This is a genomic window from Acidiluteibacter sp. (assembly GCF_055129545.1).
Window position 1 is genome coordinate 1 of record NZ_JBSRUB010000029.1, and the last position, 5,483, is coordinate 5,483.

The window sequence follows — 5,483 nt, forward strand, 5'->3', positions numbered from 1 at the left end:
ACGAAAACGGCGCCATCGGGCAGTTTGAAACCAGTTGGACGTTTCGCGGGGGTATGGATCTCCGCGACGAGGTGATGGGTACCGAGGGCACCATCTGGATCAACAACTTCCTACGAACGGGCTTCGAAATGTACACCTCTGGCAAGGGCGCCGACTACGTGGCCGAAAAGGCCGAGAGCAATTCGGGCTGGCTGTTCCCGGTCGGCGATGAAGTGAACGACCTCGGCTATAATCATATGTTTACCGACATGTTCAACGCCGCCGAAAAAGGTGAGGAAGCCGCTGAAACTTTCTACGACGGATACGTAGTCAATGCTATCATTGACGCCGCCTATCGCTCCGCCAAAACCAAACAATGGGAACCCGTGCAACTACCCGTGTGGCGCGGACAAGAAGGCCTCACCAAGCCCTCCAACTACACCGACTACGATGCTGATCACTACCTCATCAAGCAAGAAATGACGCATGATGGGAGGAATAAGTTGATCTTAAAGGAGAAATTGAGCGGAAAGATTGTGGAACGGGATGTATAACAACGTCCCGAAAGTTGGCTTCAATACAGAGAATTGATAAGTGAATTAGCATATACTGTATCTCAATTACACGCCAGAGGCGTCGACGGTTAATAGCAAAACATGAAAGAGGCAACTCACACCCAAAGGGGCCGACCCAACGCATGGTGTTTGGCGAATGATTTTTTATTTTGCTATTCCCAGATGCTCCCTTCGGGACACTTACTTTACGGAAAGTAAAATTCAATCTCCGCTTATTATATTATAGTCTTCTTAATTCACTCTCATGCAAACATACCCACTAGAAAATCAACCTAATTTTCTCCTTTTAAAGGCGGGGTACATTGTAGATGAGATCATCGCTCTAAAAGACGATAAGAAAACATACATCGAAGAAATTGCCAAACAATGTCAATTTCATTTAAGCACCGAAGGTGTGATTTTCAACTTTGAAAATCCTGAACCAATAACCAGTATCATTCATAATCTTATATCAAGAGGTACTCCAACTCGCGCAAGTAAGTATCTTACAGAAAGAATTTTAAGAGTTGTTCCGGAAGATCATGTCACGGAAATAATTTATGCAGACATTAAAAATGGTGAACTCCACGACAAAGAGGATTTATTAATCAAGGTAGCACAAGTGCAGAAAGTATTAACAATACTATTTGCTGCAAATCAATTGAATATTCATTCTAGTGTAATCAAGGTATGTTGTAGTGCAGATTTTTTAGATACTGTACAGTTGAGCTTTGGAGACATTGAACAATGGTATCATTGCATCTCTTCGCTAACTGAAAATAAGCGAAATTTTCCTAAAATCTTAATCTCCACCGATTTGAAAAAGGATTATGATTTAGCAATTGCTTGTTCTTTCGATATGCCGGATAATATTAACGCGCTAATGAAAATTCATATTGATCCGGTGGAAATAGACTATACGTCTAATAAATTTATCACATCTTCAAAAATTAAATATGCTAGTATTGGAGAATATGATGAAAGAGTAAATGGACATTTTGAATATAATTCTCAGGCAAAAAACGACTCACTAACTTATATTCTACAATCCATTTTTAGAAAAAAGGATTTTCGAGCAGGGCAGTTGTCAATAATTAATAGAGTTTTGCAAGGCCAAGATGTAATCGGGTTACTTCCCACCGGGGGAGGGAAATCACTTACTTTTCAGTTGGCCGGGCTATTACAGCCCGCTTTAACAATAATTATTGATCCAATTAATTCATTAATGCGTGATCAGTACGATAAATTGCGTGAGCTGTATATTGATGCAACGGTTTATATCAATTCGTACAATAGTCAGGAAGAAAGAGAAATTAACGAGGAGCGATTAGTGAATGGAGAAATCTTATTTTTTTTTGTTTCTCCTGAAAGATTACAAATACAAAAATTTAGAGATTATCTTCTCAGGTGTAAGAACAATAGAGTCTATTTTGGCTATGCAGTAATAGATGAGGCACATTGTGTATCGGAATGGGGGCACGATTTCCGAATGACTTACCTAGGATTAGAATCCAATCTGAGAAATTTCTGTCATGTAAAAAGTGGCGAATTAAACCTGTTTGCTTTAACAGCTACCGCCTCCTATGATGTTTTAGCCGATATACAAAGAGAGCTAAGAATGCAGGATGATGCAATACAGAGTCTTCCAGCTGAACAGATCGATAGAAAGGAGTTGATATTTGACCTAATTCCAATTGAGGAAACTGGAACAAAGCAACCTGGCTGGTTACGAGAAAAACAACTAGCTTATAAAAAGTATCCAAAAATAGAACAGCATTTAAAGAATTTTCAACAGAATTTCTCTCGTGCAATATCAGGCAATTTAAAAATTCTTACAAAACAACTCAAAAACCTAAATAATTCACAAGAGAAAGATCGCATTGAAAAAAGTATTCTTTTATTTCAAGATTTCGCATCAGAATTAGAAAAAGAATCTGATTTTTTCAGGGCCAAGAACAATAAAGGGTATCAAAATGCTGGTATTATATTTTGCCAAACAGCGTCGGATGCGCTTGGTAATGGTGTAGTGGCACTTTCAGGGTATTATGGAGGAATGGTAAACCAAGTTAAGAGGGATGTACAATGCGTGGGATTACAGCAAAGACTAGGCTGCTTGGACATTGTAACTTTTTGTAGCGGTGACGATTATAATCAAAGATCAAGTAAATATGTAGACGTTGTTGCGAAAGAGTCCTTCAACAACCAAACCAAGTTTTTATCGAACCAAGCTAACTTAATGATTGCTACCAGAGGGTTCGGTATGGGAATCGATAAGCCTAATGTTCGCTATACCATACATTATGGATTACCAAATTCGGTTGAAAGTTTTTATCAAGAAGCAGGTCGGGCAGGTCGTGATGGCAAACCTTCCCTATGCTCTATACTCTATTGTCCGGAAGATATTATAACCAATGAGGACTTTCTAAATAATTCTTTTAAAAATATAATAAGGGAGCAGTCAATTGTAAAGGAACTTTTGGAAGAAGTTAGATATGAAAATAAATTTTTAATAAATTATTTAGGTAGTATTCTATCAGAAAAATTCAATCAGAAAATTGAGGCTTCATTTGAAAAAAAATACACAGCTACAAAAATTTATTTTCAAACAAAGGTAAAGAAATGGAAATTCGTCGATGGAAAACCAAAACCTGATGATCCTACCATGAAAAATTTTGGTAATCTTAACATAACTTCTAAAATATGGGTAAATGCAAGCGGACATAATGACCAAACTACATTTGAAGAAGCGACGTCTGTTTTAGAATTTGCTAAGTCTTTTATTTTACAGAATTGTACCGGGGGTAACGAGTTGGATTGGCTCAAACAAGTACATAGCATAGGGATTGAATCTCTTGCAAAAAGCGGTGTTAACACACAACTCATTGTTGGCTTTACGAACAATGAAGTTAGTAACATTACACAGACGCTCTTGAAAGAAACTATAATTGAAGAAATTAAAAAAGAAGTTATTTCTGAGGATGGAAGTAAATATACAATAGACGATACAGAGCGTTTTGTTAGAGCAGCTTATAACTTTTGTGAGGATGAGGATAAATTTGTCAATGAAAAATTACCCTATGAATTTGAGCGACAAACCGGCACAGAGATGAAAGAGGTTTCTAATAAAATTAAAGAAGATATTAGTATCTCATTTAATCGAATTAGAAATGACCCAGATACCCAGCGAGCGATTTATCGGATGTCTGTTATTGGGATTGTTGATGACTACACAATCGACTATGCAAAAAAAGCTATTGTAATTAATTTTTCAAAGAAAACTGATGAAGAATATAAAGAAAGATTCGTTGATTATTTAAGCCGTTACGTTGGAAGCGATAAACGCCAAGATTGGATAAACAAGGTTGACGAAAAGGAAGGAAGTGCTTTGCAAAGATATCTTTTCACGTTAATAGAGTTTGTGTACGAGATAATTGTTGAAAAGCGAAAGAGATCAATTGGGTATATAAAAGACCTGTGCGATCAAAGCATAGGTAGGGCAGTGTATGCAGAGGACATAAATCAATCCTTCCGCGAGGATATTATTTTATATTTTACATCAAAATTCTCAAAAACGTCAGGAAAAGGTTCGTTGAATGAAGATACTGGCAAAGGAACCAAGGATGACTTCGGCATAGTGGAGCAATATTTAGAATATATAGACGAAGCACCGGATGGTCTAGGAGATCAGATTAGTAACATTAAGCATTTGAAAGGAGCATGTGCGCGATTGCTCACAAGTTACCCTGAAAATAAATCGGTTAGGCTGCTAGACTGTTATACTACGCTAATTTTGGAGGCGAAGAGCTTACCCACATTAAATTCCTATGAAAACTCTCAGTTTATAAATGCTTGTGATACATATATTAATGTTTTTCAAGAATATGAGAAGGGTAATTATTTAAAATGGATTAGTCATATTTCTTTATTTAATAGAAAGCTAACTGCGATGGAGCCATCGTTGGAATCAGTTGTAAACCCAATGAGTACTAAATTGGTACTATCACGCCAAAATAACTGGCTTACAAATTTTAATCACAATTTCATAGATATAGAAATATGAATCAAGAATTAAATAAAGAGCTAACGATATTACAGGAAGAGTTAGGTAAAATAAAATCAGTTTCTGAAATACTGAATAATTCTAAGAAGTCTGTTGCAGATATGGCAGAGCTTTCAGAGAAAGCACTGTATAGTTTTTTAGAGTTGTCACCTAAGTTAAATAGTCTAATAGAAAATGAAGTTCAAGAGCTTACCCGTGTCAAGGAAGGATTTGATGATGGAGTTTCGGATCTAAAAAATAGCCTCTTAGAAGAAATCACGAATCATAGAGAGCTAGTAAATTCCCTCTTAAATACACAAATTACTGCTAACTCTCAGAGTATTTCAAAGCTCTCTTCCGAAGTGATAATAGCCAGTAGTCAGGGAATTGAAGAAATGAAAAATTTCAGTGCCTTGCATCATCATGAAACAGAATATTTGCAGAAGGAGATTATCCGTGAATTTCAATATATTAGTAAGGTTCAAGCTGAGCAAGTTGAAAAATGGCAGAATTCATATATCAACAAAATAGACGAATTGAATGAACTGTTAAGTGTTGAGATAGGCAACAAGCATTCCTTGATTATTAGAGCATTAGAATTGAACAATAAAAATCAGATTGATTTAAATATTAAGCAGGAGAAACAAATACATTCAATTAAAATTGTGATTTTTGGGATCTTAGGACTTGCCATAATTATTTTAATTAAGTTGTTTTTCTAGGCTTAATCTCAAATTGGTGGTTGGCTTTCATAGCATCTAGAATTGATTTTGGTTTTGTTCTTTCAATGGTTCGTCAATTTTCAAGATATAAAAAAGGCGTGTTAGCTTTGGGTCTCTGACCTCCCAATTACTAACAACGCCCATGCAAGGACAAGCCCTGCTGGCTGCAATAGTAGCTAGCGTACCCGA

At 36.5% G+C, this 5,483-nt stretch carries 3 protein-coding genes; all 3 read left to right on the forward strand.

The features are described 5' to 3' along the window. Positions 1 to 533, forward strand: a 533-nt coding sequence (locus ACTB0X_RS14710) for a Gfo/Idh/MocA family oxidoreductase (RefSeq protein WP_463025812.1), incomplete at its 5' end; no start/stop codon positions are given. 265 nt (positions 534 to 798) lie between these two features. After that, positions 799 to 4,593, forward strand: a complete 3,795-nt coding sequence (locus ACTB0X_RS14715; protein WP_463025813.1) for a DEAD/DEAH box helicase — start codon at positions 799 to 801, stop codon at positions 4,591 to 4,593. After that, positions 4,590 to 5,294, forward strand: coding sequence for a hypothetical protein (locus tag ACTB0X_RS14720; RefSeq protein WP_463025814.1), 705 nt, complete (start codon positions 4,590 to 4,592; stop codon positions 5,292 to 5,294). The genes ACTB0X_RS14715 and ACTB0X_RS14720 overlap by 4 nt, the downstream gene beginning before the upstream one ends. Positions 5,295 to 5,483: the final 189 nt, after the last annotated feature.